Genomic DNA, 25,908 nt, shown 5'->3' with positions numbered 1-25,908 from the left:
ACCGAATTAGCCGGCCCACCTCGGGGTCCAATTGTCGTCGGCGGGCCGGTGAGTGCCGAGGTGGTCGCGGAGCTTGGCAAGCCCCGGATGCGGGTTGTCACGAAGCCAGACCAGCGAGTGTGGATAGACCGGGGTCGGGTCGCGCAGGGCGATCCGCCGGAGGTCGCAGTCGACCGGCCAGACGAGTGGGGTGTGCTCGCCGACGAAGGTCGCCAGGAACGGGTTCTCCGCGACCGCGTCGAGGAGCGGCTCGATGCCGAAGTCGGGCCCGGTCGTCTCGATGGTGAGCCCGAACGCGGCGGCCAACTCCTCGTAGTACGCGGCCCACTCGGTGCCGGCGGCGTTGCCGGGCATCCAGATCCGGTGGCCGGCGAGTTGGTCCGGCCTGACCGCGCGTTCCGCGGCGAGGGGATGGTCCGGGCTGGTGACGATGTGCAGGGGCTCGTCGAAGACCCGGACCATGGCGAGATCATCGAGACGCGTCGGCGGGGCGACCGCGCGGAAGGATGCGTCGAGCGTGCCTGACCGCAGGGCTGCGATCGCTGTCGCCCTGTCGAAGAGGGTTACCACGTCGAGGCCGACCTCGGGATGGGCGCTGTGGAAGTCGCGCAGCAGTTTGGCCGGAGCGAGCCGTCGACCGATCACGTCGACCCGCAGCGGGCGGCCGCCTCGCCGTACCGATGCGGCTGCGCGTTCTGCTGCTTGCAGGAGGGCCTGGGCGTGGGGCAGGAAGGCCTGACCGTCGATGGTCAGCTGGGCGCCGCGCGCGGTACGGGTGAAGAGCCGGACCCCGAGGTCCTTCTCCAGCGCGGCGATGCGTTTGAAGACGGCCTGCTGGGTGATCGACAGGTCGGCGGCCGCTTCCTGGAACTGCCCGGCGTCCGCGGCGGCGACGAAGGTGCGGACGGCTTCGAGATCCACATCGATGGACCTTAGACCAACAACGTCGCGTTGTGGCTCGCCGGTCGTGCGGTTGTTTGATCGCCCGAAGCCCGCGTTGCTTGGATCGTCGGCATGATGGCAAGACGGTCGCTCGGGCGGCAGTTCGGATGGCTCTGGGCGGCGTACGGAGCGAGCACTTTCGGCACCTGGCTCGCGTTCGACGCGTTCACGCTGGTCGCGATCCTGGTGCTGCACGCCGGTACTACGCAGGTGTCAGTGCTCGCCGCGGCCGGGCTCGCGGTGGGAGCGGCGGTCGCGGTACCGCTCGGGCCGTGGGTGGACTTCCGGCGCAAGCGGCCGGTGATGGTGGCGATGGACCTGATCCGGTTCGCGGCGCTGATGAGCATCCCGGCGGCGTACGCGCTCGGCCGGCTCAGCTTCATCCAACTGCTGGTGGTCTCGGTGCTGGTGGCGGCGGCGGACATCACCTTCAGGGCGGCGAGCGGCGCCTGCTTGAAGGAGTTGGTCCGGCCGGAGGACCTGCTGATCGCGAACGGTCGATTCGAGTCGACCACCTGGACCGCGACCATGCTCGGGCCGCCCATCGGTGGGGTCGCGATCGGGTTGTTCGGCCCAGTGACGACGATCGTGGCGAACGCGGTCAGCTATCTGCTCTCGGCACTGGGGGTCCGCGCGATCGGCGGCGACGAGCCGAAGCCGTCGCGGATCGGTGTACCGCGGCTCCGGGCGGGCGATCTGCTCGACGGTTGGCGATCGATCCTGGCCCACCCGGGCCTGCGGGCGCTGTTCCTGAACACGATGCTGGTGAACGGCCTGATCATGGCGACGGCGCCGCTGCTCGCGGTACTGATGCTCAGTGAGCTCGGGTTCGCGCCCTGGCAGTACGGTCTCGCGTTCGCCGCGCCGTGCGTCGGTGGGCTGATCGGCTCACGGCTGGCCCGGAGATTCGTCGAGCGCTTCGGTCAGCACCAGGTGATGCTCGTCGCGGGTGCGCTGCGGGCGTGCTGGTTGCTCGGGTTGGCCTTCGTCGGCCCCGGCACCGGCGGTCTGCTGCTGGTGATCCTGGTCGAGCTCGGGCTGATCGCCTGCATGGGGGTGTTCAATCCCGTGTTCGCGACCTACCGCCTCGAGCAGACGGCGACGGATCGGGTCGCGCGGGTGCTGTCGGCGTGGTCGGTCAGCAGCAACGCCACGATCGCCGCGCTGACCGCGCTCTGGGGTGTGCTGGCAGGCCTCACCAGCCCCCGTACCGCGATCGCGATCGCGGGCGTCCTCATCCTGGCGACACCACTGCTTCTCCCACGCCGACAGTCCACGCCACTACTGGTAGATCTCTAGCTCCACGATCCGCGAGTACGTCAGTCCCTCATTGCTGGCAAGAGCCAGAATCCGTACCGCGGTCGCCGTCACCGGGGTGAAGGTGGAACTCGTCAGGCCGGCCTTGTTGTCCCGGACCTGCGCGACTGGTTGCCAGCTGCCGTTGACCTGGGCAAGCACATCCCAGTCCTTCAAGCCGTAGCCGGCGGCCGGGTACTGCTTCGAGTTGAGCGTGTAGAGGTCGACCCGGCTGACGGCCTGCGGTTGGTCGAAGGTGACCTGGACCCAGTCGGGGAAGTTGCCGCGGGTGGCGTCGTTCCAGCCGGTGCCCTTGGCCCAGTGCTCGGAGTCGCGATCGCCATCGACGGCGCCGCACACAGGGTAGACGGGAAGATGCTCGCTGGACGCGGTCACCGGGACGTAGCGGGCCAGGTTGCCGGTGGTGTCGACAGGTGCTTCGCCGACTTCCACCGGCAAGGTCAGCTCCTGGTCGCCGGCCTTGACCGAGATCGAGTACGTGCCGGGTGCGGTCCCGCGAGGCGCGTTGACGTCGATCCGCACCTTGAGGGTGTAGCCCGGCGGCAAGTAGCTCGACACCAGCTTGCGCGACAGGGTGAGAGGCGCGTCCGCCTCGAGGAACGCATCGGCGTACACGGCGTTCTTGCCGGTGTTGCCGAAGCGGAGCTCGAAGCCTTGTTTAGCACAGGGAACCGGTGTCACGGCGACCTGAGCGACATCGGCTCCCAGCGTCAGGCCGCGGTGCACCGAACGGTCCGCGGCCGCGGGGCCGGTGATGCCTGCGGCAACGATCCCGGCCAGTACCGCGCCGACCAGGACGAGTGGGCGCCAGCCATGGATTCTCATCGCACCTCCAAGCCGGGGTTGCCGGCTTCCACCACGAACGAACGGACGGTCGAGATCGGGGCACCCGGCTTGTCGATGTACGGGACCACCTTGCAGTCGACTTGGAGTTGTTGCTCGTCGAAGCGGAGTACGGAGTAGCCGCGCCGTTCGTCGACGAACTTCAGGTGCGGGTTGCCGTCGAGGAACTTCTGGCCGTTGGCCGACACCGGTACTCCGTTGCCGCCGCTGCTGAATGAGGTCGGCACCAGTTCCACGCCGTAGGTCTGGGAGGCGGGATCGGCGAAGTCGCGCTTCATGTCCATCGCATAGCCCGCGTGCACGTCGCCGGTCAGGACCACCGGGTTGCGGTGGCGGTTCAGGGCGAGCCCGTCGAGCACGGTCTTCTGCTCCGCGCCGTACCCGTCCCAGGCATCCATGTTGTAGAGGTTCGACGCAGTGGGGTCGAGGTCCATCCGGCTCATGATCACCTGGTTGGCCAGGATGTTCCAGGTGGTGTGGGACTGGTTCAGGCCGTTCAGGAACCACTGGGTCTGCTGCCGCCCGGCCAGTACCCGGCCCGGGTCTCGTCGAGCCTCCGAGTCGACCTTCCAGCCGTCGCCGGCGGCCTGGTCCGACCTGTACTGCCTGGTGTCGAGCACGCTCAGCTCGGCCAGCCGCCCGAAGGTGAATCGCCTGTAGAGCAAGTAGTTCGGGCCCTGTGGAGCGGGACCACGTAGTGGCAGGTGCTCCCAGTAGGCGCGGTACGCGTTGGCCCGGCGTACGAGGAAGTCTTCTACCGGGGCGTTGCTCTTGGAGATCGTCCCGGCGTAGTTGTCCTGTACTTCGTGGTCGTCCCAAGTGGTGATCCAGGGTGCGTTCTGATGGGCGGCCTGGAGGTCGGGGTCGGACTTGTAGAGCGCGTACTGCAGTCGGTATCGGTCCAGGGTGTCCGCCTCGGTACGGAACTGGCTCGGGACCGGGTCAGCCACGTTGCGCAGACCACCGGCCGCAGAGATGCCGTACTCGTAGATGTAGTCGCCGAGGAACACCACCGCGTCCACGTCCTCGGAAGCGAGGTGCCGCTGTGCTGTGTAGTACCCGTCGGGCCAGGACTGGCAGGAGCTCACGCCTAGGGTCAGGAGACCACCTTGCTGGCCGGGAGCGGGCGCAGTACGGGTTCGGCCGGTGGGGCTGAGGTAGCCGTCGACGCGGAAGCGGTACCAGTAGTGCCGGCCGGGCTGCAGGTCGCGTACGTCGACGTGCACGCTGTGGGCGAACTCCGGACGGGCGGTGGCTCGCCCGGATCGGACTACCCGGCGGAAGTGCTCGTCGGTCGCTACCTGCCAGTCGACGCCCACCTCCTTGTACGGCGCACCGCCGAGTGGCTCGTACGGCTTCGGCGCCAACCGGGTCCAGATGACGACCGCATCCGGCAGTGGATCGCCAGAGGCGACTCCGAGGGTGAAGGGGTTGGCGGTGAGTCCACCGGACCCACCACTGCCGAGCGCGGTGCCCGGCAGGTTCGTCCCGAACGCCACCGCGGTGGCGGCGCCGGTGAGAGTGAGGAATCGGCGTCGGGCCAACCTCACCGCTGGTCTGAGATCTTCTGTCACGTGATCAGGGCTCCTTTGGGCTGGTACCTCACGCGGACCGGCCCGAACAGGCCGGACGTCCGCTGTCCCCCGAAGACGAAATGGGTGGGGCTGACCGCGTCCAGGTAGGGCGCGACCGTGCCGAACACCTCGATGTCGAGCGTGTGCTCACCCGGCGGGAGGTCGGTGAGCTCGAAGACGTAGGGCGAGCAGAACCGGACTCCTGCGCTCTGACCGTCGACCAGGACTTCCGCGGTGCCGCGGACTCGGCTGAGGTCGAGTTGGATGCTGCCGCCGGTGGTGGTGAGCTGGCGCCGGTAGCGGACACCGCCGCTGTACTCCGCCAGGCCGTGGTCTTCCCAGTTGCCCAGGGCGATCCGGCCGGGTCCGACGATCGCCCGGATCGGTCCGGTCAGAGCTGCGCCGGCTTCGAAGCCTGGCTCGGTGAGGAGCGTCAGCAGGCCTATGCGCCCGCCCTTTGGGACCTCCGCCACGAGATGCCCAGTCCCGGCGGCGATCTCGGTCTCGTCCACCGTGACGACCGCGTGACCCACCAGCTCGAACTCCAGCCGGATGGTGCCTGGCGGCAGTTCGAACCGCAGATACTCGACTCGCTGCGGCTCTACCCGAGGCACAGCGAAGGTAATCGGCTCGACGACCTCCGTGCTCGTACCGTCAAGCCAGGCAGCCTGCGGCAACGGATGTGGTCGTCTGTGCAGGTAGAGGTCCGCAAGTGCGCGGTGACGTTGGCGCCTCCGAACTATCTTCGCCTGTACTCCATTGACCTCGGCGTGCCAGTGGTGGTCGGAGAGGACCAGGCCGTCGACCATGATCGGCGACGGCTGTGTCACCTCGATCGACACCACGTTCTCGCCGGGTCGGAGAGCCGCAGCCACGTCGTACCGGCGTACGCGTGGGGTGGGTCGCTCGTAGGGCAGGAAGCCGCCCTGGCGGCCTACCTCGACGTCGTTGATGAAGAGCTTGGCTGAGCCGCTTGCGGTCAGCGTTAGCTCGGTAGTGCCCGCTGAGACCGCGGAGGTCGAGTAGCGGATCGCAGTACCGGCCGCGGGTGGCTCGGCCAGGGCTATCCACTCGGGACGCCAGTACGCCGCGAGGTCTCGGACGAATGCGAGGTTGGCGCGCAGTGGGGTTTCCACCTCGGGCGTCAGGCGCAGCTCGATCGTGTGCCGCCCGGCGGAGAGACGGGCGGGCGAAGTACCGAACTGGCCGCCCGCATCGTCGACGGGTACTGCGATGCCGTCGAGCAGAAGCTCCTTGGCTGCGGGTGCTCCGACGACGATCGTGGTGTCGAGTGGTTCATCCAGGCCGAAGGCAGCCCGGAACGAGACAGTCTCCCCGGCTCCCACGACGCCGAAGTCGAGAAACTCCTCCGGCACGTGTCCCTTCGGCCCGAGCGCGTCCTTGTGGATCTTGTCCTTGAAGATTCCGAGCCGCTCGGAGTACTCGATTGGCGATCCATCGATCACCCCATGCGGCCCGAAGGTGGCATGCGCGGGTCGCCACTCACTCTCACCCTCGACCCGATGCTGCAGAGCCCACCGCTCCACCACAACTTCCTCAGGATTCCCGCCAGGCCAGGCGAAGTCGCCCCACGTGTTGTCCAGCGTCGGCAGGAGCGTTGCCTCCCAGTCGCCGGTCAGCTGTTCCTCCACCTCCGCGGTGGGCGCTTCCACTCGGGGCTCCTCGCCTTCGGCGAACACCACCAGCGCGGCCGGTCCTTGGTCGAACGGGACGGTGACCTCGGTGACATCTCCGATCAGCTGGTAGGAAAGGGGCTTCGGGTCAGCACCGAACGGCGAGCAAAGGATCGGCACTCCCGTTGCATCGCGAACTCGCAGAGTCGTCTCGCGCAGATAGCGATCGGGGTCGAAGGAATAGCCGACGGTCGCCCAGTCATGACTGATCCCCCGCTCGACCGTGCGACCATCGCCGACTCGGGTCGCACTCCACTCGGTCGCCGTGACGAAGACAACGAGCGATCCATCCACCTCCCGAACCAACGTCGGTACGTCGGCCTCCACCCGCCGCGGCAACCGCGCCAGCGCCTCCGGCACCTCCGCGGCCGTCGCCACCAACTGCGCCTCACCCCGAGCGAACCGCTCCCGCAGCAACGCGACCGCCTTGTCCCCACCAGCCACCCCGCGAGCCGGCAGCGCCCCGACCGCGACCAGCACACCCCCAGCACCGGCGAACTCATCCAGCCGCTCGGCGACCGGCCCTTCCAAAACAGTTGCCGCAGGCAACACGACCGCCGCGTACTGCTCATCCGAGATGAAGAGCTTCGCCGACTCGATCTCAGCAGCCGCAACCGAGTCGTCATCGATGACATCGGCATCGATCCGAGCCCGATCCAGCACCCCCAGCACCGGCGCGAACCACGTCGCATCACCCACGAGCTCCCGATAAACCCCCTGAGCCCGTACTGCGTCCGCCCCCGGCCCGTCCATGGTCAAGTCGGCCTGTGCGGTGGCATTGGGAAACAACACGGCGACCTCGCAAACATGCCGCCCCATCGACAGCGCGGCGCACAACCTCGCGACCGCATCGGCGAAGTGCTTGTGGTGGCGCCAGTACGGCTGCCGCCAGTCTGTCGACGGCGGCGCCCACTCCCACCAGCCCGCCCGGGTCGTGTAGTAGACCGCATGCGGGTTGTAGAGCGTGGCACCAGTCCGCAGCCACGGCAGCAACCAGTCGAACGTCTCCTCCAGCGTTCCACCCCAGCCAGTGGAGTGGAACGCCTCGATCCAGGTCCGCGGCCGGTCGTAGAGATGCGCGAGCGACGAGTGGATCCGGGCGTCGCCGTGGTGGTCGGAGCCAGGCGCACTGAACCAGCGATGCGTCCGCGCGTAGTCGGCGTACAGCTGCACGCCCTCGACAGGTAGACCGGCGCGCGCCGGGTCCTGCTGGTCGCATCCGACCAGGAGTCCATACCGCTCGTGCCACTCGTGCAGCGGCTTGAAGAACGCCTCCTCGGCCAGCGAAGCGCGCAACGCGTGGTAGTCACGCCGTACCCGGTCCGCGTCCGGCAGAGGCGAGCCCCACAAGGCAGCAAGCCGGTCACGGAGGTCATAGCCATATCTGCTGAGGAACTCCTCCGCGAAGGTCGCCGACCAGGTCGGCATCGACGGAAGCTCGTCTTGGAACGAGCCCACGACAACCTTGCCGAGGCGAGGACCCAGGCGTCGGGCGAACTCTCCGTGCACCTGGTCCAGCAGCGCAGTACAGGCTTCGCGGCCGAGGTAGTCGAAGCCGTGGTCCGTCTCGTAGAACAACGACAGCCGCGACTCCACTGCAGCTTCTACTGGCTCCCCTGGAGTGACAGACCGGCTAGGGCTGCCGTCCAACGACTCCAAGACGGCAGCGACGGGACGACCACCCGCAGGGCACTGCACAACCAGCTGCCCTGTACCGAGCGTGGTAGCCCGCTGCAGCCGGCGCCCGGCGTACGACGGCTGCCGGGCGACCAAGCGAGCCTGGAGATCCGCGCCGGAGAAGCCGAGCTGGTCGTAGAACCACAAGGAGACGCCCAGTTCCTCCGCATCCGCACAGACGCCCAGGAAGATCTCCCACCACGCCTCGGACAGGAACGGCGGATCGTCGGCGTCGCAGCCGTGGTCAGACCCGGCAGGCGCCAGATTGAGCACGACCAGCTGGTAAACGCCTCCTTCGACGAAGCGCTCGAGCTGCCAGCGCAGCCGGGCCGGGTCGAGCGGTTCCCCGCTCCACCACCAGATCGGCACCGGCGAGAAGGATCTGGGCGGGTCGGCCAGGACAGCCGCCAGACGGTCGGGCAATGGCATCGGGTCAACCCTTCAGTCCGCTGGCGAAACCGCGGATGACGTAGCGCTGGAGGACCAGGAACACGAGCAGGATGGGCAGCGCCGCGAGCACCAGACCGGCGGCGACCAGGCCGTAGTCCGACGTGTACTCGTTGACGAAGGCGAACACCCGGACCGGAACCGTCTCCCGGCCCGAGCCGCCCAGATAGAGCAGTGGGGTGAAGAAGTCGTTCCAGATGTGGACGGCGTTCAGGATCAGCACCGTGCCGGTGATCGGGCGCAGCAGCGGGAAGATCACGTGCACGAACGCCTGCAGGTGCGAGGCGCCGTCGATCAGCGCCGCGTTGGTGTAGTCGGCCGGCAGCGACCGGATGAATCCCGTGTAGAGGAACACCGTGAACGGCAGCTGGATCCCGGTGTAGAAGAGGATCATGCCCTGGTACGTGCCGAGCAGGCCGAGGTCGTTGACCAGTTGGTAGAGCGGGATCATGCCGAGCTGGAACGGCAGGATGATGCCGACCAGGAACAGGATGTAGAGGCCGTAGCTGAGCCGCCCGGCCTGCCTGGCCAGGAAGTACGCCGCGAGCGAGCCGAGCACGATCAGCACGATCACGCTCGAGACGGTGATCAGGGTGCTGTTGAGCAGGGCGGACCCGAGCGAGGCGGACTGCCACGCGGTACCGAAGCTGTCCACCGACGGCGGGTCCGGCGGTGAGAGCGGGGCGTTCGCGATCTGGCTGGGATCCTTGAAGGCCAACGTCACCAGGGCGTAGACCGGGAACAGGAAGGCGACCGCGGCGGCCACCATGACGAGCTCGAGGACGAGGGTGCGGGGGCGATAGCGGGTCTTCATGCGGCCGTCTCCCGGGAGCGCAGATAGGCGATCTGGACGAACGAGACGGCGGCGACGAAGATCGCCAGTACCAGCGCGACGGCGGTGCTGTAGCCGAACTTCCCGAACACGAACGCCTGCTTGTAGAGCACGGTCGACAACGTGTCGGTCGCGTAGCCCGGACCGCCGTTCGTCATCGCGATGATCTGGGTGAACAGCGTCAGGCCGCCGACGGTCGACAGCATCACGTTGATCGTCACGGCCGGCGCCAGCAGCGGCCAGGTGATGTGCCGGAACCTGGCGACGGTGCCGGCACCGTCGACCATCGCCGACTCGTGCAGTTCCTGGGGCACGCCTTCGAGACCGGCCAGGAAGATCACCATCGAGTAGCCGGCGCACTGCCAGATCACCGTGAAGGCGACCGACCAGATCGCCAGCGACGGGTTTCCGAGCCAGTCCTGCCGCAGGGCGCCGAGCCCGATCGCGTTCAGCGCGGCGTTCAGGCCCGCGTCCGGCGCCGGGTTGTAGACGTACTTCCAGAGGAACGACACCATCACCGGGCTGACCACGACCGGCGCGAAGAAGATCACCCGGAGCACCATCCGGCTCTTGATCGTGGTGTGCACGCCGAGCGCGAGCAGCAGGCCGATGCCGTTCTGCACGACCACGATCGCGATGGTCAGCAGCAGGGTGTTACGAAGCGCCCCGAGCGCCTGGTCGTCGTGCACCAACTGCTTGAAGTTCTCCAGCCCCACAAAGGACCGCTGCTCACCGACCCCCGACCAGTCAGTGAAGGCCGACCCCGCGCCGATGATGCTCGGATAGAGCATCACCAGCGCATAAACGACCAACGCAGGCGCCGCAAACAACCAGGGCGGCGCGACGCCACCTCTGCTCCTTCGCTTCCGTACGGCGTTTGGTCGTACGGACTCAGGTGCTGGAGCAAGAACTGTCGTCATCGAACTGCCTCCCTTCGCAAAACCGTGGACTGTCGGTCGCGACTGATTGAGTAGGCGGCATGTCCCGGTTCCGGATGTACCCGAGTCATCCGCAGCGATCTGCGTTGCTGGAGCAGTGCGGGCATGCCCGGTCCGTGTGGAACCTGGCCGTTGAACAGTGGTCGATGTGGACCCGCGACAAGACAGCGACGCCTGGATACGTCGAACAAGCGAAGCAGTTGACCGAAGCGCGAGCCGCGTTCGATTGGTTGCGAGCGGGGTCGCAGACCGTGCAACAGCAAGCGCTGCGAGATTTCGACCAGGCTGTGAGGAATTTCTACGCCGGTACCCACCGGCGGCCGAGGTGGCGTAAGGCCGGACTGCACGAGGGGTTCCGCATCGTCGGCCCCCAGGCATCCCGGATCGTGAAGCTGAGCCGGAAGTGGGCCGCGGTCAACGTGCCGAAGGTCGGCTGGGTACGGTTCCGGCTGTCCCGTGCCATTCCCGCCGCGAAGTCGTACCGGGTGACCTTCGACCGGGCAGGTCGCTGGCACCTCGCGTTCGCCGTCATCCCGTCGCCGATCCCCGCACCGGGCACGGGCGAGGTCGTCGGTGTAGATCGTGGCGTCACCGTCTCGGCCGCCCTGTCCACCGGCGAACTCCTGACCTGCCCCGGGCTGTCGGCGACCGAACAAGCACGGCTCAAACACCTGCAACGTCGTCTGTCCCGCTGCCGCCGCGGCTCCACCCGGCGTCAGCGGGTGAAAGCAGCGATCGCCACGCTGTCTGCCCGAGCGGTCGATCGCCGCAAGGACTGGGTGGAAAAGACCAGCACCGATCTCGCACGACGATTCGACGTCATCCGGGTGGAAGACCTGCGCATCGCCTCGATGACCAGACGACCCAAACCCAAACCCGACCCCGAACAACCAGGCACCTACCTGCCGAACCGTCGCCGCGCCAAGGCAGGTCTGAACCGGGGCATCCTCGCCAACGGCTGGGGACTGCTCGTCCAGCGTCTGGAGCACAAGGCAGCGGGCCGGGTCGAGAAAGTGAACCCTGCGTACACGTCGCAAACCTGCAGCGTCTGCGGGCACCGCGCACCGGACAACCGCGAGAGCCAAGCGGTGTTCCGGTGCACAGCCTGCGGCCATCAGGCCAACGCCGACGTGAACGCGGCAGCCAACATCGCGGCCGGACGGGCCGTCAGCGCACGCCGAGAGACGCCGGCACGGGTCTCGCCGAAGCGTGAACCTCAACTCGCTACCTCCACGTAGTAGTTGGAATCCCCGCCATTCACGGGCGGGGAGGACGTCAAGCGCTCTTCCGGTAGGCCGCGTCCATCTTTTTCAGTGCGCCGTCGACGGTTGTCTTGCCGCCCAGGAGTTCCTGGACTACTGCGAAGTGGGTCGGCTGTACTTCGGCGTTCGGCCAGCGCTGGTCCATGAACGGGACCGCCTTGTCGCCCGACAGGTAGGGCAGGAAGGGCTTCAGGACCGGGTCCACCTTCGGCTCGCCCTCGGAGTACAGGGGAACGCAGGCGACGGCCTCGGCCCAGGCGTTGACCATCTCGGGCTGCCCGCAGAAATCGAGGAACTTCTTGGCCTCGTCGGCCTTCTTGCCCTTCGCGCTGACGCCCAGGCCGACCACGATGCCGCCGGGGATCCAGTTGTCGGCCGGGTTGTCCGTCGCCGGCAGCGGGAACATGCCGAGGTCGTCCGGCGAGGGCGCCGCGGCCCGGTAGGCCTGGAGCACCGCGGAGACCTGGACGGCCATCGCGGCCTTGCCGGTGCCGACCATCGAGGTGGCCTGCTCGTACGTCGTACCGTTCGGGTTGTCGTTGAAGAAGCCGCGCTTCTGCAGTTCCAGGTACTTGTTCATCGCGTCGGCCCAGCCGGACCCGGCGAAGCTCGCGGAGCCGGCCGCCATCTTGTCGTCGAAGTCCGGCTGCTTGGAGTAGACCGTGCCCGGGACCAGGGCGTAGTTGATCAACTGGGTCACCCACGGCGTCTGGGCGCCCAGAGCGAACGGCACGATGCCCTTCTTCTTGAGGGTTTCGCAGACGGTCAGAAGCTCGCTCCAGGTGGTCGGCACCTCCACGCCGGCCTTCTCGAACGCTTTCTTGTTGTAGATCGCGCCGAGCACGCTGGTGCCCGGCGAGAAGATGTACGTCTTGCCGTCGTGTTGGTAGGCGCCCTTGAAGCCGGTGGGGATCTTCTGGGTCCAGGCCTGGTCGCTCAGGTCGGCGAGCAGGTTCGCCTTGCTGAGCTGGGCCATCGACATGGCGCTGCCGTTGCCCGGGTAGACCGCGTGCAGGTCCGGCGCGTTGCCCGCCGCGAGCTGGGCCCGCAGTGAGGTCTGCAGCTGGTCCGCCGGCGAGAAGGACAGGTTGAAGTCGAAGGAGCCGTTCTGCTTCTTGTACTCGTCGAGGGCCTTGCGCAGCCCGGCCTCCTGGCTGCCCGCGCCGATGACCTTCAGGCCGCCCCCGCCACCGGCACCGCCGCCGGACGAGGTGCCGCCGCAACTCGCCAGGGTTCCGGCGGCCATCGCGCCGCCCATCAACTGCAGGAGCCGGCGCCGGCTGACCGGCGTACGGATGATCTCGGGTGCCACGGTTCCTCCTGAGCTCGGGGCGCCGATGCGGCCCCGGAAATATCACCGCTGGATGTGAACAGAACGTGAAGGAGTGTTATATTCCTCACCTCGGGCACGCTACGAAGTGCCGAGTTGGCATGTCAAGAGTTCGGGGCACACCTTTTGAAAGGATTCAGTAGGCCACCGCCGGGGACGGCCTGAGAAGATGGCCGCGTGCCTGAGACCACCCGTGCCCTGTTGACCGCGCAGGCCGCCGCCTGGCAGCGGATCCTGGACCACCCGTTCGTCTCCCGGACCTCCGCCGGTTCGTTGCCAAAGGCCACTTTCGACCGGTGGATCGCCGAGGACTACTTCTTCGTGCTCTCGTTCCGTGACTACCTCGACGCACTCGCCGCGGCGGCCCCGGACGACGAGGCCCGGAAGGTGCTGGCCGGCGGATCGGCCGCGCTGGTGCCGGAGCTCGCCCTGTTCGAGCAGGCAGCCGCGGACCGTGGCATCGACCTCGAAGTGGAGCCCTCGCTGCTGAACCTGGGCTACTCCTCGTACCTGCTCGCCTCGGTCCAGGAAGGCTGGCCGGTCGGAATCACCGTGCTCTACGCGGTAGAGAAGGCGTACTACGACGCCTGGGCGTCTGTGCGCGACACGACCAGCCCCGATACGCAGTACGCCGGATTCATCGCGAACTGGTCGTCGCCGGAGTTCGCCGCGTACGTCGAACAACTCGGCGCCCTGGTGGACCGGGAAGCGCTGACCCCCGAGATGACCCGCGCCTTCGATCGGGTGGTCCGCTTCGAGCTCGCGTTCTGGGACCTGGTGCACGGGTGAAGACACCGGTCCTGGTCTGTGGTGTCGTCTTCCTCGGGCTGGTCGGCGGAGCAGCCGGCTACGAGGCGGGCGTCCTCACCCAGCCGTCCATCACCTCCCCGCTGGGGACGGCCGTGCCGCTCGCGGCCGCGACTCCATCGGTGTCACCGCACCGCAAGACCCCCGAGCCGTACCCGCTGCCTGCCTTCACCACCGCCGGACTCCGGTTCCACGACGTCGACTTCACCGTGCAGGGGACGACCGGCGGACAGACCAGGCTGTCGGTCCGGGCACCCCGCGGCTGGCAACTGGTCAGAGCGACCGAACGCCCGGAGGAGGTCAAGTTCCTCGATCCGCTGCGGGAACGCGGCATCCGGGTGGAATCGGGCTTCCCGCCCGCCCTGACCACGACGGAAGCGCGGCTCAAACTCGTCCGTGAACTGCAGGAGAGCCAGCCGTACGAAAACAATCTGCACATCAGCTCCCAGGGCGAGGACGTGGTGATCGGCGAGGACGGCGAGCCCCGGACCGTCTCGACGCTGATCTACACCTACATCCCGACCAAGACCCTGCGCTACGTGATCGTGCGCTGGGTCGCCACCGGGCCGGACCAGCGGGCGACGGTGGAAATGAGCATCACCGGTCTCCCCCAGGACGCCAAGGGACTGGCCGCGGTGGTCGCCGAGGCCAGCAGGACGGTCGAGCTCAGGAACTGACGGCTCGGCCGCTGAATCGCACCGACAGGGCTCGAACATTTCAGCGGCTTACGGTGTCCAACGACGTGTCGGAACGGACCGGGAGGAGGGGTGGTCGTGGCCGGACGGAGGGACGGGCGCGCCCTGCTCGGTTCGGGCTTGCTCGCGGTCACCCTGCTGGGGGGAGCAGGGGGCTACGGGGCGGGCCTGTTGACGACCACAGGCACCGCCACGGCGCAGGGCCAGGCAGGGCCACTCGCGGCCGTCAGCCCGCAGCCGTCCACGCCGACGGCATCGCCGACGCCGACGGTGATACCCAAGAAGATCGTGCCCGACAACTCCCCGGCGCTGCAGGCAGACGACCTGTACTACAAGACGCGGTCCTTCACGGCGACCAGCGTGGTGCGTTCGAGCGTCAGCGTGCGGGTGCCCGGGAACTGGACCCTCACCCAGCCGGACCCGCCGACGCTCGGGCGCTTTACCGACCCGACCTCCAAGCGCTGGATCCGGATCGAGGCCGGCTTCACCATCCGCCGCCCACCCGCGGAGTCGATGGCGGCCAGGGTGAAGGACCTGGGCAGCGTGCCCAAGAACCAGCAGGTGACGATCCTGTCCAGCGAGATCGACCCGAAGACGCAGAACGCGACGCTGGTCTACACCTACGTCCCGGAGCAGACCGTTCGCCATGTGATCGTGCGCTGGGTCGCGAACGAGGACGGCCTGTGCCACTTCGAGATGGCCACCACCGGACTCCCGCAGGACAAGAGCGCGCTGCTCGCGGTACTGGATCGCGCCACCGACTCGTCAACCCGCTCCGACAGCCCGCTCTAGGAAATTCGCCCGCCCCTCTCGCAACCTTTCCCGACGCCGTCTCTTCAGGCGACCGCGACCAGCACCGCGGCGGCACTGGCCAAGCAGAAGAGCCTGCGCGGGGCGGCGGGGCTGAAGGTGCCGGTCAGCGGGGCCAGATGATCCGGAAGATGACCGAGCGGAGCCGGTAGAACCGGCGGCGGCCGGACTGGATGAGGGCAGGCGACGGCCGCAGCCGTTCGACGACGATCATCACGGGGATTCCTTCACCTGTACTGGACCGAGTCGGCCACTTCCACTGCCTTCGCCTGGTCGGCGGCAGGCACCTTGACCTGCAGGAACAACGAGTCGCCAGTCCCCGTGTCGACTACTCGCTGCAGCAGCGTACTGCCATTCACGCAACCGAAGGAAAATTGGTCTAGCACAGTTTGGCTGCCGTTCTGTGTCGGCTTCATAACTTCGGTGCGCTCGCAGTCGTACTGCTTCGGGTCCGGGAACATCTTCGCCGGGTCACCGGGGCGCGGCATCAGCCCGACGAACACCCCCGACGACGTACCTTCCGGGGCGAGCCAGGTCTCGTCACTGCTGACCCGCAACGCGGGGCGGTCGTCCGGGCTACCCGGCGGACGCCAGTCGGACTGCGCGATCGCCCCCGCCCACTCTCGCGGCATCCGCACGGAGAAGCCGCCTTCGCTGACGTCCACCGCCTGCTTGGGCAACAGATACCGCTGCGCTCCGAACCCCGCCCCTCCACCCACCGCCAGGGCAAGCACCGCTGCCACAACCCACCGCCCACGCCGCCGCTTTCTCTTCACGGCAACCACCTCAGGCGCAGCAGCAACAGGTGTTGATGCGCCTTTTGTGGTTGCGGCGGGGGCAGGCGGATCGACCGTTTCCGACTCGTCCTTCGTGGCGGGTTCGGTGGGCTCCGGGGTTTTGACGATGGTGGGGGCGTTGGACTCGCTGAGGGCGGTCTTCTCGCCATCCTCTGACTCAGGCTTCGCGAGCAGCGGGAGCGGAGTACCGGCTGTCGCTGCCGGCGGCAGGAAGCTGTGGGTGGTTTCGTCGAGCGCCCCGACCAACTCGCGGGTGAACGACTCGACGTCCGGCCAGCGCTTCAGGCGGTCGGGGTCGAGGGCGCGGACGATCGCGGCGTCCACCTTGTCGGGGATGTCGAAGCCGAGGGAACTCGGGGGCGGCGGGGCCTTCACGCGGCCGGCGGCGCCCAGGCCGTCCACCTGGTGCGGGGAGCGGCCGGTCAGGGCCGCGTAGGCGACCGCGCCCAGCGAGTACTGGTCGGCGCGCTGGTCGAGCCGCTCGCCCAACGCCTGCTCGGGCGCCACGTACGACGGAGTACCGCCGGGCATGGTGATTCGCGACACCTCGTCGAGGGACTTGCCCAGGCCCAGGTCCGAGAGGACCGCCCGCTCCCCCTCGTCCGTACTACGGAACAGAACGTTCGCGGGTTTCACGTCACGGTGCAGCAGACCACGCCGGTGCAGCGCCTGGAGACCCCGTCCGACCTGGACGATCACCCCGACCGCCGGTTCCAGCAGCAGCGGCTTCTGCTTCAGCCGGTCGGCGAGCGTGCCGCGATCGGCGTACGTGAGCACCAGGAACGGCCGCCCGTCCTCCAACTCCCCCACGTCGTGCACCTGGACGACGTGCTCGGACTCGACCCGGCGCAGGAACCGGCCCTCCTCGAGGAACCGGCGGCGGACCGAGTCGTCGTGCGCCCAGTTGTCGGCCAGCACCTTGACGGCGACCTCGGCGTCGAGTTGCTCGTCGTGCGCGAGCCAAACCGTTGCGAAACCGCCAGAACCCAGGCGACGGCGCACGACGTACCGGCCTAGTCTGGTTGGGACCCCCATACAAGGCATTATGGATCACTCGGAGTTCCACGCCCCGGGGGACCGATGACAACGAAGGCGCAGATGAGCGAAAGCAGCAGTCCGACCGACGACCTCGCCGTCCTGGCCGAGCGCGCCGCCGGTGGTGACAAGAACGCGATGGACGACCTGCTCCGGCTGGTCTATCCCCGCGTCCTGCGGATCTGCCGCAGCGTGCTGCCGTACTCCGCGGACGCCGAGGACGCGGCCCAGGAGGCCCTCCTCAACGTCGCCACCAAGATCCACACGTACTCCGGCCGCAGCAGCTTCTCCACCTGGGTCCACTCGGTCGCGGCGAACTCGGCCCGTTCGACGTACCGCAAGCTCAAGCGCACCGCCCAGGCGGCGCACAACCCCGAGCAGATGGACCGCCCGGACCCCCGCACCACCAGCGTCATCGCAGGCACCCGGCTGGATCTCCTGGAGGCCCTGGAGACGCTCGAGCGCGACCGCCCGCAGATGGTCACCCCGCTGGTACTGCGCGACGTCTACGGCCTGTCCTACGAGGAGATCGCCGCCGAGGTGGGCGCCCCGCTCGGCACGATCAAGTCCCGCATCCACGACGCCCGCGAGGTCGTCCGCCCCCTCCTCCGCCCGAAGGACTGACCAGGTCGTCGCGCAGAGCGGCGATGGAGCCCTATCCGGCGACGCTCGGCGAGGCAGCCGGTTCGGTGGCCGCCGCGGTCGTGTGAAGGGTGGGGCTCCCTCCGGTCGCGTTCGTGCCTCGTACCTGCGGCAGGGGGCTCCCGCAACGGGGTTCTGTGTGCTCAGATGGGCTCATGAAAAAGCTCATCAACGACCCTGCCGATGTTGTGAGTGAAGCGCTGCGGGGGATGGAGGCGGCGCATCCGGACCACCTGCGGGTGGATCACGAGAACCGGATCGTCTACCGCAAGGACGCACCCAAGGCCGGGAAGGTCGGGCTGATCTCCGGCGGCGGTTCCAGGCACGAGCCGATGCACGGCGGGTTCGTCGGGCTCGGGATGCTCGACGCCGCCTGCGCGGGTGAGGTGTTCACCTCGCCGGTGCCGGACCAGATGATGGCCGCGACCAAGGCTGTCGACGCCGGCGCCGGAGTGCTGCACATCGTGAAGAACTACACCGGCGACGTGATGAACTTCGAGATGGCCGCCGAACTGGCCGCCGCCGACGCCGGTACCGAAGTACTGTCCGTGGTCACCGACGACGACGTGGCCGTCCAGGACAGCCTCTACACCGCCGGTCGCCGGGGTGTCGGGGTGACAGTGCTGCTGGAGAAGATCGTCGGTGCCGCCGCGGAGGAGGGCCGTCCGCTGCAGGAGGTGGCCGATCTCGCCAAGCGGGTGAACGACAACGGCCGCAGCATGGGGATGGCGCTCACGTCCTGCACCGTTCCGGCCGCGGGCAAGCCGACGTTCGAGCTGGCCGAGAACGAGATGGAGGTCGGGATCGGCATCCACGGCGAGCCCGGCCGGCAGCGGTTGCCGCTGGCGCCGGCCAAGGACGTCGCCGCGCTGCTCGTCGACCCGGTGCTCGGGGACCTGCCCTACCAGCAGGGCGACTCGGTGATCGCGTTCGTGAACGGGATGGGCGGGACGCCGCTGATCGAGCTGTACGTGATGTACAACGAGGTCCGGCAGTTGCTGGACCGGGCCGGGATCACGGTCGCGCGATCGCTGGTCGGCAACTACATCACCTCGCTGGAGATGGCCGGCTGCTCGGTCACGCTCCTGAAGGTGGACGACGAACTGGTACGGCTCTGGGACGCACCGGTGAACACCCCCGGCCTACGCTGGGGCGCGTGAGCATGGGAGATGAGACGGCCAAGTTCGCGAACTGGCTGCGGGATTCCGCGAGCACGCTGCACGACAACGCGGCGTACCTGACCGAGCTCGACTCGGCGATCGGCGACGCCGACCACGGCAGCAACATGGACCGTGGCTTCGCCGCGGTCGTCGCGGTCCTGGACGAGACCTCGTTCGAGAGCGTCGACGAGTTGCTGAAGAAGGCCGGGATGACGCTGGTCAGCAAGGTCGGCGGCGCGAGCGGCCCGCTGTACGGCACGTTCTTCCTGCGCTTCGGGACCGCGCTGGCCGGGGCGGAGATCACGCCCGCGTCGGTCGGTGAGGGGTTGAAGGCAGGCGTCGGAGGCATCCTCGCCCGCGGCAAGGCCGAACTCGGCGACAAGACCATGTACGACGCCTGGGCGCCCGCGCTCGACGCGTACGACGACGCGGTGGCGGGTGGAGCCGACCTCGCCGGCGCCCTCGCGGCAGCGGCGGAAGCGGCCGCGAAGGGCCGGGACGCCACGACTCCGCTGGTGGCACGCAAGGGCCGGGCCAGCTACCTCGGCGAACGCAGCGCCGGCCACCAGGACCCAGGCGCGACCAGCACCACCCTGCTGCTGGAATCCGCCGCTCGCACGCTGGCATGACCCGTTGATCGGGATCGTGGTGGTGTCGCACAGCCGGGCACTGGCTGATGCGGCGGTCGGGTTGGCGTCGGAGATGGTCGCCGAGGGCGATCGTCCGGTGATCGCGGTGGCCGCGGGGCTGGACGAGAGCACCTTCGGCACCGACGCCGCGGCGGTCGCGGAGGCGATCGGCGCCGCCGACAGCCCGGACGGCGTACTCGTGCTGCTCGACCTCGGAAGTGCGGTGCTGAGCGCCGAGATGGCGCTGGAGTTCGTCGACCCGGAGCTCGCTGAACGGGTGAAGCTGTCGAGCGCGCCGCTGGTCGAAGGGTTGGTCGCGGCCGTGGTCACTGCCTCGACGGGCGCGTCTCTGGACGCCGTACTGGCTGAGGCCGGGCGTGGTCTGGCCGGTAAGCAGGAGCATCTGGGCGGCGACGTCGCCGAGGATTCGCCGGTGGCCGCCGGTGACACCTTCCTAGAAGTTGCTGTCGGCAACGAGCATGGCTTGCACGCGCGGCCGGCGGCGAAGCTGGTGGCGCTGGTCCACGGGTTCGACGCCGCGGTCACGCTGACCAATCTGAACACCGGGCGTGGGCCGGTGGAAGCGGGCAGCCTGAGCATGGTCGCGACGCTCAACGCCCAGCAAGGTCATCGACTCAAGGTCGGCGCCAGTGGTCCACAGGCCGCCGAAGCGCTGGAGGCAGTGCGCCAGCTCGCCGCTCGGGACTTCGACGATCAGCCTGCTGCTCCTGTTGCTGCTGTGGCTGGGAAGAGTGGGTCGGGGCTCGATGTAGCTGTGGGGCCGGCGGCGGTGCTGGATGCCGAGGTGGAGCTGAGCGGGTATCAGGCCGGTGATGTCGACGCCGAGCGCGCCAGAGCGAAAGCTGCGCGACAGGCGGCGGAGGAGCAGTTGGTTCGGTTGCGGGATCGGGCGGTGGTGGAGGTCGGACCGGCTGAGGGCGCGATCTTCGACGCGCAGATCGCGCTGCTCGATGACGCTGTCCAGCTCGACGCGGTGTTCCAGGCGATCCGGAAGGGCGACAGCGCACCGGCAGCCTGGCAGCGGGCGCTGGGTGCCCTCGCAGCGGCGTTCGAGGCGCTGGATGATCCGTATCAGCGGGAGCGGGCGCAGGATGTGCGGAGCGTGCGAGACCGCGTTCTGCGGGCGTTGATCGGCGCCGAGGAGACTGTGGAGCCGGCTGCGGGTGCCGTGCTGGTCGTGCCCGAGTTGGATGCGGCGACGGCCGCGGGGCTGGATGCCGGGCGGATCGCGGGCGTCGCAGTACGGGCGGCTGGTACGACGGGGCACGGGGTGATCGTGGCGCGGTCGCGCGGGATTCCGTTGATCACCGGGATCGGTGACGTGACCGTGCCGGACGGGGTGCTCGTTGGTTTCGACGCCCGCGCCGGGTCGTTCGTCGTCGATCCACCGGACGGCGGCCAATCCCTCCGTACTGCGGCGCGCGATCGTGCGGCCGAGCGGGAAACGGCGTTGGCCGAGGCGGATCGTCCGGCGGTGACGGTGGACGGGCAGACCGTCGCCGTGTTCGCGAACGTCGGGTCGGTCCAGGACGCGGTGGACGCGCGCGGAGCGGACGGATCCGGCTTGGTCCGGACCGAGGTGCTCTTCGGGGACCGGCGGCAGGCGCCGAGTGTCGAGGAGCAGGTCGAGGTCTTCCGGGCGGTCGCGGCAGCGTTCGGCGGGAAGCCGATCACGATCCGGACCTGGGACATCGGCGGCGACAAGCCGCTCCCCTTCCTGCCGCAGGACGCGGAGGCCAATCCGTTCCTGGGTGAGCGTGGGATCAGGGTGTTCCGGCGGCGGCCCGAGCCGCTGCGGGATCAGCTGCGGGCGATCTGCCAGGTGGCGGCGGAGACGCCGGTGCAGGTGATGTTCCCGATGGTCACGACGGCCGAGGAGGTCGCCTGGGCGCTGGAGGAACTGGGGAAGGTCGGCACGTCGTCCTGGGGCGTCAAGGTCGGCATCATGATCGAGGTCCCCGCGGCCGCGTTGCGGATCTCATCCCTTGCCGACGGGCTGGATTTCGTCAGCATCGGGACGAACGACCTCACGCAGTACACGACTGCTGCCGATCGCGGGAACAGCGCCGTGGCCGGGCTGGCCGACGGCTTGGATCCGGCCGTGTTGCAGCTGATCGACCGGGTGGTCCGAGGCGTGCCCGACGGCGTCGAGGTCGCCGTCTGCGGCGACCTGGCCAGCGACCCGGACGCCGCGGTGCTACTCGCCGGCCTCGGCATCCACGAGTTGAGCGCCGTTGGCCCACAAGTCCCGCTGATCAAGGCACGACTGCGGCGCGCTGATCTCTCAGTGGCAAGCGTGAAGGCAGCGGAGGCGCTCAAGCAGCGGAGCGCCTCCGAGGTACGCAAGCTGGCTCACGAGCTGTAGTAGCGGAGCTCTACGAGGTTGTAGCCGCTGGTGCGGGTGGGCTTGGCGGGGAGGGTGTAAGACCCGCCAGGCTCCAGGTAGGTGACGGTGGGGGTGGAGCGGTCCAGGTCGACCACCAGAGCGGGGTAAGCGCCGGTGCGCCAGGTGTAGGACTCGCCGGCGTCGGGGGTCACGTGCTGGACGCGTACGTCGGGCTCGTCGACCACTGTCTTCACCGGGATCTCGCCGGGGCCGTCGAAGGCGCTCTCGGGCTGGACGTCGTCGGCGACCGTGTAAGGCTCACCTGACGCCTCCTCGCCGAGGTCCAGCAGCTCGATCAAGCGGTTCTGGTACTGCGCATCGCCGTCGTTCGTGAGCATGTGAACCGGCGACACCGGTCGATAGACCGAGCCCCCGACCGTCTCGCTGAGCTGCCGCGCAGGACTCCCGTCGAGCCAATCCATGTGGCACGGAGACGTGGCCAAGCAGAGCACGACGTACGGGTTGTGGTGCAGGTGCCAGCCCTGCGCCTCGCCTGGTTCGAGGGCGACCTCCCAGACGCGGACCCGGGAGTTTTTCAGCAGCACCCGGGTGCCAATCTCGCCGAGGACGACGTCGGTGCCGTCGGGGGCCTGGACGGTGGTGCCTGCGGTCATGCTGATCTCCGATCACCAGATGCTCGGTGCCAGGCTATTTCAGCCGCGCGGCGCGTACATGATCAGGCCCACGCCGACCAGGCAGACCGCCGCCCCGGCCAGGTCCCAGCGGTCCGGCCGGAACCCGTCAGCGACGACTCCCCAGGCGAGCGAGCCCGCCACGAAGACCCCGCCGTACGCCGCCAGGATGCGGCCGAAGTTCGGGTCCGGCTGGAGCGTGGCGACGAAGCCGTAGGCGCCCAGGGCAAGGATCCCGCCCAGCACCCAGAGCACCCCGCGCTGCTCGCGAACCCCCTGCCACACCAGCCAGGCGCCACCGATCTCAGCGAGCGCGGCGACCCCGAACAACCCGATCGAACGCAGTACGGTCATGCACCGCAGGCTAGGTGGTCAGCCCCGGCGCCACGCAAACCTCCGCCAGAGCCGACCGGGCCGCCGCGCGTCGGCTTAGCACTTCGTACTCACGCTCGTCGGACACGTATCCCCCAAGGATCCGCCCTCGCCGCTCCGCCCCCAGAAGCGGCCTAGTCCACTCTTGCAGGCGAGGAGGTCATCGAACTGTGTCGCCGCTGCGATCCGGAGCGGTCCGGTCGCGGGGTGAAATGGAGAGCCGGGGTGCCGGACATGTGAGGGGTATGACGCAGATATCGACGAGGGCCCAACCCGGGCCGGTGAGCGAGGCGGATGTGCCAGAGCCTGCTGACCGGCAGCAGAGGTTCGAGGAGTTCTTCGCGGCGAACCGGGAGGCGGTGCTCGGGTATCTCGTCCGGCGGACCGCGAACCGGCACGACGCGGCCGACCTGCTCGCCGACACGTTCCTGGTCGCCTGGCGCCGGCTCGAGGACGTGCCGCCGGGCGACCAGACCAGACCCTGGCTGTACGGCGTCGCCCGCCGGGTGCTGGCCAACCATCACCGCGGCGAGGGCCGTCGGCACGCCCTGGCCGACCGGCTCCGGCAGGAGCTCACCGAGCTCGACGAGGCGGCTGGTTCGCCGGCGGAAAACTCCCCCGCAGCCATCGCGTTCCGGGCACTGCCGGAGCAGGACCGAGAGCTCCTGTCCCTGGTGGCGTGGGAGGAACTCGACACCGCCCAGATCGCGATCACGCTCGGCATCTCGCGCAACGCGGTACGGATCAGGTTGCACCGGGCCCGGAAGCGGTTCGCCAAGTTGCTGACCGCTCCGCTGGACAACCGCTCCCTGGTCACCCTGAGAACTGTTCACCCTGAAGGAAGGGCCTCCCATGAAGACGCATGACCTCGAGGCGGTCACCCGCGGCCTGAACCCGGCTCCCACCACCGAGATCACCGACGCGGCCTGGACCCAACTGTCCGACGGCATCACTGCCGCCGGCGCCGAGGACCAGCAGGTCGTCAGCATCGAGACCCGCCGGCGACCGGCACGCCCCCGCGTCCTCCTGGTAGCCGCCGCCGGCCTGCTGATCGCCGGCGTGATCGCCGGGACCGTGATCACCCGGCCCGGGCAGGACCTTCCGCAGGCGTTGTCCGTCACGGACCAGGGTGACTGGCTGACGGTTCGCGTGGTCGACCCGGACGCCGACCCGAAGGCGTACAACGAGCAGTTCAAGAAGCTGGGCCTGAACATCAAGGTCAAGATGGTGCCGGTCTCCCCGTCAGGCGTCCGCAGCTACGCGACCTTCCTGTCCTACGAGGGCAGCGACGACGCGAAGCTGGGGCTGCTCGAACCGGGCGAGAACTGCCCGCCGACCCTGACCGCGAACGACCCGGCCTGTCAGTACGGCGTCGAGGTGGGCAAGTCGTTCAAGGGCAGAGCCGAGATCGAGTTCGGCCGGCCCGCCAGGTCCGGCGAGCTGTACCGGCATTCGCCGGGCGAGGCGAACGCGCCCGGGGAGGAACTGGCGGGCGTGAAGTATCGCAACCTGCGGGTCTCCGACGTCCAGAAGATCCTCGCGTCGCGCGGGATGACGGTCGCGACGTATCTCAACTCGACGACCGAGAAGGTGAACGGCGTCACCACGGCGATGGAGGTCGACCCGGCCCCGGGCGACTGGTACGTGCACTCGGTCCAGCCGCACTCCCCCGGAGTGGTCATCCCCTGGATCGGTCCCGCACCGGAGAAGTAGGCGCTACGACGAACTCCCGCTGGACCTCAGGTCCGGCGGGAGTCGCGTGCTCCGGAGCTCAGGACTGGCGGGAGCGGCGGGTCGGGGCGGAGGCCCAGCGATACGCGGCGCCGACCCAGACCAGTGCCGGGATAGCGAAGATGGCGGCGGCCACCTCACGGCCGAAGACCAGGAACACCAAGCCGGTCAGGAAGAACGGCAACGCCATCCAGACCGCGCCGACGAAGGCAGCCCAGCGCCAGCGGCCCTGCTTGCGAGGCGGCGGGGTGTAGAGGGCCGGCTGCGGAAGCCCTGCGAAGGCCGGCTGCAGGTCTGCGTGGGTGACGGCCTCGTTGACGATGTCGACCCGGCGGTGCAGCTCCAGTTCGTCGAGCCGCCCGATCGCGAACTGCTCGGAGAGTTCGTCGATGCTGACCAGGCGTTCCTCGTCGGTCAACCGGACCGGCATCATCCGGCGCCGCGCGGCAGCCACCCGGGCCTCCTGGCTCGCAGCCGCGGCCAGCCCGGCCAGGTTCGCCAGATCGGCCTTCGGCCGGGCTCTGTTCCGATCGGTCATCGCCAACACCCCACTCCCTTCTAGCGAGTGTGCCAGCCGCTTGGGCGACACCCAACCGATCAGGAGCCCCTGAAGCTGACAGGCAGCCAGGTCAGGGCAGGAGCAGGCGATCGCGGAGGCGGTCCAACTGATCGAAGGTGAGGCCGCTGGATGTCAGATAGCCCGCGACATCGGTGGAGCCCAGGAACGCGACCATCGCGAGGCACGCGTCCGCACAGTGCAGGTCGAGCTCGGCCGAACTGAGTGGTCGCTCCCCGGACTCGGGTGTCGCCTCGTAGTACGCGTTCATCGTCCGGAGGGCGAGCTCGTAGTCGTCCAGGATGTCCGCGACCGGCGTACCGACCAGCGACAGCAGCATCGCGATGATCATCCCGGTCCGGTCCCGGCCTGCCTTGCAGTGCACGAGTACGCCGCCCTCCGGCGCATCCGCGATCCGGGCGAACACCGAGGTGATCAGACCGGGCCAGCGCCGCAGCGCCTCCCCGTAGTACGCGGGGGTGTCGAGCCGCTCACCCCACACCGCCATGAACCCGTCGTCCTGCTGATCCTCGACGGGATGGTGGTGCACGATGTCGAGCACCCGTACCTCGAGCCGCTCGTAGTCGTTGCGCAGATCGATGATCGTGCCGATCCCGGCGTCGGCCAGCTGCTGCCAGCCGGCCTCGCTCAGCCCGTCCGGCCGCGCCGACCGGAAGATCCGGCCCGGCTGGATCGTTCCCGACCCAGCCGGCAGCCCACCGAGGTCCCGCGCGTTCGCCGCGCCGTCCCACTCCAGTTCGCGGCTCATCCCCGCGAGG

At 68.7% G+C, this 25,908-nt stretch carries 23 protein-coding genes and 1 pseudogene; 12 read left to right on the top strand and 12 right to left on the bottom strand.

Annotation, left to right across the window (positions count from 1 at the left end):
• Window positions 1-6: 6 nt before the first annotated feature.
• Window positions 7-921, bottom strand: a complete 915-nt coding sequence (locus tag ABD255_RS02750; RefSeq protein WP_344209347.1) for a LysR family transcriptional regulator — start codon at window positions 919-921, stop codon at window positions 7-9.
• A gap of 96 nt (window positions 922-1,017) precedes the next feature.
• On the opposite strand from ABD255_RS02750, the gene ABD255_RS02745 reads away from it, so the two are divergent.
• On the top strand, window positions 1,018-2,241 hold the full coding sequence (locus tag ABD255_RS02745; RefSeq protein WP_344209345.1) for an MFS transporter: 1,224 nt from the start codon (window positions 1,018-1,020) through the stop codon (window positions 2,239-2,241).
• On the opposite strand, the gene ABD255_RS02740 is transcribed toward ABD255_RS02745, so the two are convergent.
• From ABD255_RS02740 to ABD255_RS02720, 5 genes are read right to left on the bottom strand one after another with little or no spacing between them, the layout of a single operon-like run.
• Window positions 2,224-3,084 carry a discoidin domain-containing protein gene (locus tag ABD255_RS02740; protein WP_344209343.1) on the bottom strand — a complete coding sequence of 287 codons (861 nt, stop codon included), beginning with the start codon at window positions 3,082-3,084 and terminating at the stop codon, window positions 2,224-2,226. The two genes, ABD255_RS02745 and ABD255_RS02740, sit on opposite strands and share 18 nt — an antisense overlap.
• Window positions 3,081-4,676, bottom strand: coding sequence for an alkaline phosphatase D family protein (locus ABD255_RS02735; protein WP_344209341.1), 1,596 nt, complete (start codon window positions 4,674-4,676; stop codon window positions 3,081-3,083). The genes ABD255_RS02740 and ABD255_RS02735 overlap by 4 nt, the downstream gene beginning before the upstream one ends.
• A complete protein-coding gene (locus tag ABD255_RS02730; protein WP_344209339.1) occupies window positions 4,673-8,476 on the bottom strand; it encodes a hypothetical protein in 3,804 nt (1,267 codons plus the stop codon). Before ABD255_RS02730 ends, ABD255_RS02735 begins: the two co-directional genes overlap by 4 nt.
• A 4-nt stretch (window positions 8,477-8,480) precedes the next feature.
• A complete protein-coding gene (locus tag ABD255_RS02725) occupies window positions 8,481-9,308 on the bottom strand; it encodes a carbohydrate ABC transporter permease (protein ID WP_344209337.1) in 828 nt (275 codons plus the stop codon).
• Window positions 9,305-10,138 carry a carbohydrate ABC transporter permease gene (locus tag ABD255_RS02720; protein WP_344209336.1) on the bottom strand — a complete coding sequence of 278 codons (834 nt, stop codon included), beginning with the start codon at window positions 10,136-10,138 and terminating at the stop codon, window positions 9,305-9,307. The genes ABD255_RS02725 and ABD255_RS02720 overlap by 4 nt, the downstream gene beginning before the upstream one ends.
• Window positions 10,139-10,305: 167 nt before the next feature.
• Between ABD255_RS02720 and ABD255_RS02715 the strand changes: the two genes are divergently transcribed.
• Complete coding sequence (locus ABD255_RS02715) at window positions 10,306-11,502, top strand: RNA-guided endonuclease InsQ/TnpB family protein (protein ID WP_344209335.1); 1,197 nt, start codon at window positions 10,306-10,308, stop codon at window positions 11,500-11,502.
• 37 nt (window positions 11,503-11,539) lie between these two features.
• Here the strand turns inward: ABD255_RS02715 and ABD255_RS02710 are convergent, their stop codons facing one another.
• The gene (locus tag ABD255_RS02710; protein WP_344209333.1) at window positions 11,540-12,838 is read right to left on the bottom strand and encodes an ABC transporter substrate-binding protein; all 1,299 of its coding nucleotides are present in this window, start codon (window positions 12,836-12,838) and stop codon (window positions 11,540-11,542) included.
• Window positions 12,839-13,033: 195 nt separating this feature from the next.
• Between ABD255_RS02710 and ABD255_RS02705 the strand changes: the two genes are divergently transcribed.
• The 3 genes from ABD255_RS02705 (at window position 13,034) to ABD255_RS02695 (ending at window position 15,150) form a co-directional block, all read left to right on the top strand.
• Window positions 13,034-13,645 (top strand): TenA family protein, encoded by a 612-nt coding sequence (locus ABD255_RS02705; RefSeq protein ID WP_344209331.1) that lies wholly within the window; start codon window positions 13,034-13,036, stop codon window positions 13,643-13,645.
• Window positions 13,642-14,340, top strand: a complete 699-nt coding sequence (locus ABD255_RS02700; RefSeq protein WP_344209329.1) for a hypothetical protein — start codon at window positions 13,642-13,644, stop codon at window positions 14,338-14,340. Before ABD255_RS02705 ends, ABD255_RS02700 begins: the two co-directional genes overlap by 4 nt.
• 96 nt (window positions 14,341-14,436) lie before the next feature.
• The gene (locus ABD255_RS02695; protein WP_344209327.1) at window positions 14,437-15,150 is read left to right on the top strand and encodes a hypothetical protein; all 714 of its coding nucleotides are present in this window, start codon (window positions 14,437-14,439) and stop codon (window positions 15,148-15,150) included.
• A gap of 245 nt (window positions 15,151-15,395) precedes the next feature.
• On the opposite strand, the gene ABD255_RS02690 is transcribed toward ABD255_RS02695, so the two are convergent.
• Entirely contained in the window at window positions 15,396-17,000 is a 1,605-nt protein-coding gene (locus ABD255_RS02690; RefSeq protein WP_344209325.1) for a serine/threonine-protein kinase, read from the bottom strand.
• 63 nt (window positions 17,001-17,063) lie between these two features.
• Between ABD255_RS02690 and ABD255_RS02685 the strand changes: the two genes are divergently transcribed.
• From ABD255_RS02685 to ptsP, 5 genes and pseudogenes are all read left to right on the top strand, one after another.
• Complete coding sequence (locus ABD255_RS02685) at window positions 17,064-17,624, top strand: RNA polymerase sigma factor (RefSeq protein ID WP_344209323.1); 561 nt, start codon at window positions 17,064-17,066, stop codon at window positions 17,622-17,624.
• Window positions 17,625-17,797: 173 nt separating this feature from the next.
• Window positions 17,798-18,802, top strand: coding sequence for a dihydroxyacetone kinase subunit DhaK (dhaK, locus tag ABD255_RS02680; RefSeq protein WP_344209321.1), 1,005 nt, complete (start codon window positions 17,798-17,800; stop codon window positions 18,800-18,802).
• On the top strand, window positions 18,790-19,431 hold the full coding sequence (gene dhaL, locus ABD255_RS02675) for a dihydroxyacetone kinase subunit DhaL (protein WP_425554368.1): 642 nt from the start codon (window positions 18,790-18,792) through the stop codon (window positions 19,429-19,431). The genes dhaK and dhaL overlap by 13 nt, the downstream gene beginning before the upstream one ends.
• A 4-nt stretch (window positions 19,432-19,435) precedes the next feature.
• A pseudogene (gene dhaM / locus ABD255_RS02670) lies at window positions 19,436-19,846 on the top strand (dihydroxyacetone kinase phosphoryl donor subunit DhaM); the annotation flags it as partial.
• An 18-nt stretch (window positions 19,847-19,864) separates the two neighbouring features.
• Window positions 19,865-21,817, top strand: coding sequence for a phosphoenolpyruvate--protein phosphotransferase (gene ptsP / locus ABD255_RS02665; protein WP_344209502.1), 1,953 nt, complete (start codon window positions 19,865-19,867; stop codon window positions 21,815-21,817).
• On the opposite strand, the gene ABD255_RS02660 is transcribed toward ptsP, so the two are convergent.
• Together ABD255_RS02660 and ABD255_RS02655 are read right to left on the bottom strand one after the other, a co-directional pair.
• Window positions 21,805-22,452 carry a cupin domain-containing protein gene (locus ABD255_RS02660; protein ID WP_344209319.1) on the bottom strand — a complete coding sequence of 216 codons (648 nt, stop codon included), beginning with the start codon at window positions 22,450-22,452 and terminating at the stop codon, window positions 21,805-21,807. The two genes, ptsP and ABD255_RS02660, sit on opposite strands and share 13 nt — an antisense overlap.
• A gap of 39 nt (window positions 22,453-22,491) precedes the next feature.
• A complete protein-coding gene (locus ABD255_RS02655; RefSeq protein WP_344209317.1) occupies window positions 22,492-22,824 on the bottom strand; it encodes a YnfA family protein in 333 nt (110 codons plus the stop codon).
• Window positions 22,825-23,138: 314 nt separating this feature from the next.
• On the opposite strand from ABD255_RS02655, the gene ABD255_RS02650 reads away from it, so the two are divergent.
• Window positions 23,139-23,708, top strand: coding sequence for an RNA polymerase sigma factor (locus tag ABD255_RS02650; protein ID WP_344209315.1), 570 nt, complete (start codon window positions 23,139-23,141; stop codon window positions 23,706-23,708).
• Complete coding sequence (locus ABD255_RS02645) at window positions 23,695-24,555, top strand: hypothetical protein (RefSeq protein WP_344209313.1); 861 nt, start codon at window positions 23,695-23,697, stop codon at window positions 24,553-24,555. Before ABD255_RS02650 ends, ABD255_RS02645 begins: the two co-directional genes overlap by 14 nt.
• Window positions 24,556-24,613: 58 nt before the next feature.
• Here the strand turns inward: ABD255_RS02645 and ABD255_RS02640 are convergent, their stop codons facing one another.
• Complete coding sequence (locus ABD255_RS02640) at window positions 24,614-25,111, bottom strand: DUF1707 SHOCT-like domain-containing protein (protein WP_344209311.1); 498 nt, start codon at window positions 25,109-25,111, stop codon at window positions 24,614-24,616.
• A 91-nt stretch (window positions 25,112-25,202) separates the two neighbouring features.
• Entirely contained in the window at window positions 25,203-25,898 is a 696-nt protein-coding gene (locus ABD255_RS02635) for a tyrosine-protein phosphatase (protein WP_344209309.1), read from the bottom strand.
• Between the last annotated feature and the right edge of the window lie 10 nt (window positions 25,899-25,908).

The organism is Kribbella sancticallisti, from assembly GCF_039530625.1.
GTDB classification, from domain to species: Bacteria; Actinomycetota; Actinomycetes; order Propionibacteriales; family Kribbellaceae; genus Kribbella; species Kribbella sancticallisti.
Note: the sequence above shows the minus strand (reverse complement) of the source record. Positions and strands in the feature narration are given on the sequence as shown.

Excerpts from the sequence above, each read along its gene's own strand:
- ABD255_RS02745 (WP_344209345.1), top strand. The coding sequence starts at position 1,018 with ATGGCAAGACGGTCGCTCGGGCGGCAGTTCGGATGGCTCTGGGCGGCG.
- ABD255_RS02740 (WP_344209343.1), bottom strand. The coding sequence starts at position 3,084 with ATGAGAATCCATGGCTGGCGCCCACTCGTCCTGGTCGGCGCGGTACTG.
- ABD255_RS02730 (WP_344209339.1), bottom strand. The coding sequence starts at position 8,476 with ATGCCATTGCCCGACCGTCTGGCGGCTGTCCTGGCCGACCCGCCCAGA.
- ABD255_RS02725 (WP_344209337.1), bottom strand. The coding sequence starts at position 9,308 with ATGAAGACCCGCTATCGCCCCCGCACCCTCGTCCTCGAGCTCGTCATG.
- ABD255_RS02715 (WP_344209335.1), top strand. The coding sequence starts at position 10,306 with ATGTCCCGGTTCCGGATGTACCCGAGTCATCCGCAGCGATCTGCGTTG.
- ABD255_RS02690 (WP_344209325.1), bottom strand. The coding sequence starts at position 17,000 with ATGGGGGTCCCAACCAGACTAGGCCGGTACGTCGTGCGCCGTCGCCTG.
- ABD255_RS02685 (WP_344209323.1), top strand. The coding sequence starts at position 17,064 with ATGAGCGAAAGCAGCAGTCCGACCGACGACCTCGCCGTCCTGGCCGAG.
- dhaK (WP_344209321.1), top strand. The coding sequence starts at position 17,798 with ATGAAAAAGCTCATCAACGACCCTGCCGATGTTGTGAGTGAAGCGCTG.
- ABD255_RS02660 (WP_344209319.1), bottom strand. The coding sequence starts at position 22,452 with ATGACCGCAGGCACCACCGTCCAGGCCCCCGACGGCACCGACGTCGTC.
- ABD255_RS02655 (WP_344209317.1), bottom strand. The coding sequence starts at position 22,824 with ATGACCGTACTGCGTTCGATCGGGTTGTTCGGGGTCGCCGCGCTCGCT.
- ABD255_RS02645 (WP_344209313.1), top strand. The coding sequence starts at position 23,695 with ATGAAGACGCATGACCTCGAGGCGGTCACCCGCGGCCTGAACCCGGCT.
- ABD255_RS02640 (WP_344209311.1), bottom strand. The coding sequence starts at position 25,111 with ATGACCGATCGGAACAGAGCCCGGCCGAAGGCCGATCTGGCGAACCTG.
- ABD255_RS02635 (WP_344209309.1), bottom strand. The coding sequence starts at position 25,898 with ATGAGCCGCGAACTGGAGTGGGACGGCGCGGCGAACGCGCGGGACCTC.